The organism is Candidatus Enterococcus murrayae, assembly GCF_017315985.1.
In the GTDB taxonomy this organism is placed as follows: domain Bacteria; phylum Bacillota; class Bacilli; order Lactobacillales; family Enterococcaceae; genus Enterococcus_A; species Enterococcus_A murrayae.
The window spans coordinates 1-1,757 of sequence record NZ_JAFLVR010000102.1; the positions used below are offsets into that span (position 1 = coordinate 1).

At 45.9% G+C, this 1,757-nt stretch carries 2 protein-coding genes; both read right to left on the reverse strand.

Going from position 1 to position 1,757, the window contains the following annotated elements; genetic code table 11:
* Window positions 1–84 precede the first annotated feature (84 nt).
* The gene (locus JZO85_RS22990; protein ID WP_347401828.1) at window positions 85–1,131 is read right to left on the reverse strand and encodes a WxLIP family cell surface protein; all 1,047 of its coding nucleotides are present in this window, start codon (window positions 1,129–1,131) and stop codon (window positions 85–87) included.
* Between the two features lie 79 nt (window positions 1,132–1,210).
* Window positions 1,211–1,757 (reverse strand): WxL domain-containing protein (locus JZO85_RS22995; protein WP_207110839.1); only part of this gene is annotated, 547 nt, incomplete at its 5' end.

A 1,757-nucleotide genomic window follows, 5' to 3' on the forward strand; every position in this document is an offset into this window, starting at 1 on the left:
ACTTCTTTTCCAACCGCTAGTTGTGGCAGACAGAAAAGAAACAGTCCAACAAAGAGAACTAGGCGTTTCCATCGATTCACATCCTCACTTCCCTTCCTTTTTCCATTTTTGTTGACGAGACAGAAGGTAGCTCACTAAGACAGCTAACGCACCGATCAAGCCAAGTGCCGTCCAAGGCACCCAATTCGGGATCACTACTTTATAGGCCGTTTCCTCATTGATCTTATCCGCGTGTTCTTTCCCGATTGTAAACTCTTTGGTCCATTGCCAAGTCCGGCCGTCTCCTTCTGCCTTTCCTGTAAATATGTAGGTTCCAGCTTCAAAGGGTTCCAGCCCGAGAGGGATCTCGAAATCAAAATTAGAATTCGGAGCGACAGAAAAATTCTCAAGTTTCTGTTTTGCCAGTGACTTCTTTTCACCCTTTCGACGAACGCTTCCTTGAATCGTCATTTCCTGCAGGACCTTCGGTTGATCGTTCTGAATGCGGGCAGCGATCACTTTTCGGCCATTCGACAGCTGTAACCCCACTCGTTTCAAATGAAGTTCTGCCCCCTGATTAAAGGGCTCCTCGTCTTCCGTCAACATGACCGCAATCACTCGCGCGTATTGTGGTATCAAACCGGAGGTTTGTTTGTCTGCTGTTTCGTTCTTTCTCAAGAAACGAAGAGATCCCAGCTTCACACCAGCAAAAGGTGTTTTCGGTGGCGTGATCTCAAAGTCGACAACTTTCTCTTCCTTATTCTTTAAGGTGACCTCTTTCACATCGTCTTTCATGCGAACTACCTTCGTGATTGGATCGGTCAAACTTTGATCCAATTTTGGCTTCTCTTGGGCGTAATCAATGGCGCCTATCGAACTGCTTACCGCGTCATGAATGTTGATTTGAACAGTCACAGGGGCTTCTTGTAAACTCTTGAGCTTGACTTGAATGGTCTGTGTTTGTTCGGGCATGACCGATAAATAAAAATAGGTCTTTGTCCGATCCACTTGATTCTCTGGAATGATACTTTCCACTGAAAACCCCATCTTTTCTTCCGTCCCTGCTTCGTCCGCGAAACTCCGTGTTGGAAATAAAAGCAGACACAGAAGAAAGGAACATACAAGTGTTGAATACATGACTTTTTGTCTCACAGGTGGCCTCCTAACTATTCATCCAAAGATGAAAAGGGAGAGGAGTTTCACTCCTCCCCCCAAATGGTTACTTTCTTAATTAGATCGTGTCATCCAATGACCAAGTCAATGTCCCTTGGTATTGTTCGCCCACTTGTGCGGCATTTGCAGGAACTTCTAACTTAATATTGTCCATTTCCATAGCCGATTGACCTTGGAATGTGCCTGAACCTGTCCCGTCGCTCATAACTTGAACCGCTGTTCCGCCAGCATTGACTGTTTGACTGGCAGCTGAGACCGTTGCTGTACGTGCCCCAGCTGCAATAATTGAACCTGGCGCTTCTGGCGCGTTTGTGCCTTGGTACCCTTGAAGAACAGAATCGAATTTCAAAATGGCACCCGTCAGGGTTTCAGTAGCGGCCGCATTTTTTAATTCTGTTAATTGTGCCGTTAATTTCCATTCATCAGTGGCACCTGCACGTGTATCACTGATCACGGCATATTTTTTATTCCCAGTGATCTCTGGGAAATCTGCAACAACTGTATTCACCGTATTTGCATTGTGAAAATCAAGTTTCAATGGCGCCCATTGAATTTCTAAGGGTCCAGGAGTTGTCCCTGGTCCATGGCCAGTAAAGCCAATCCCT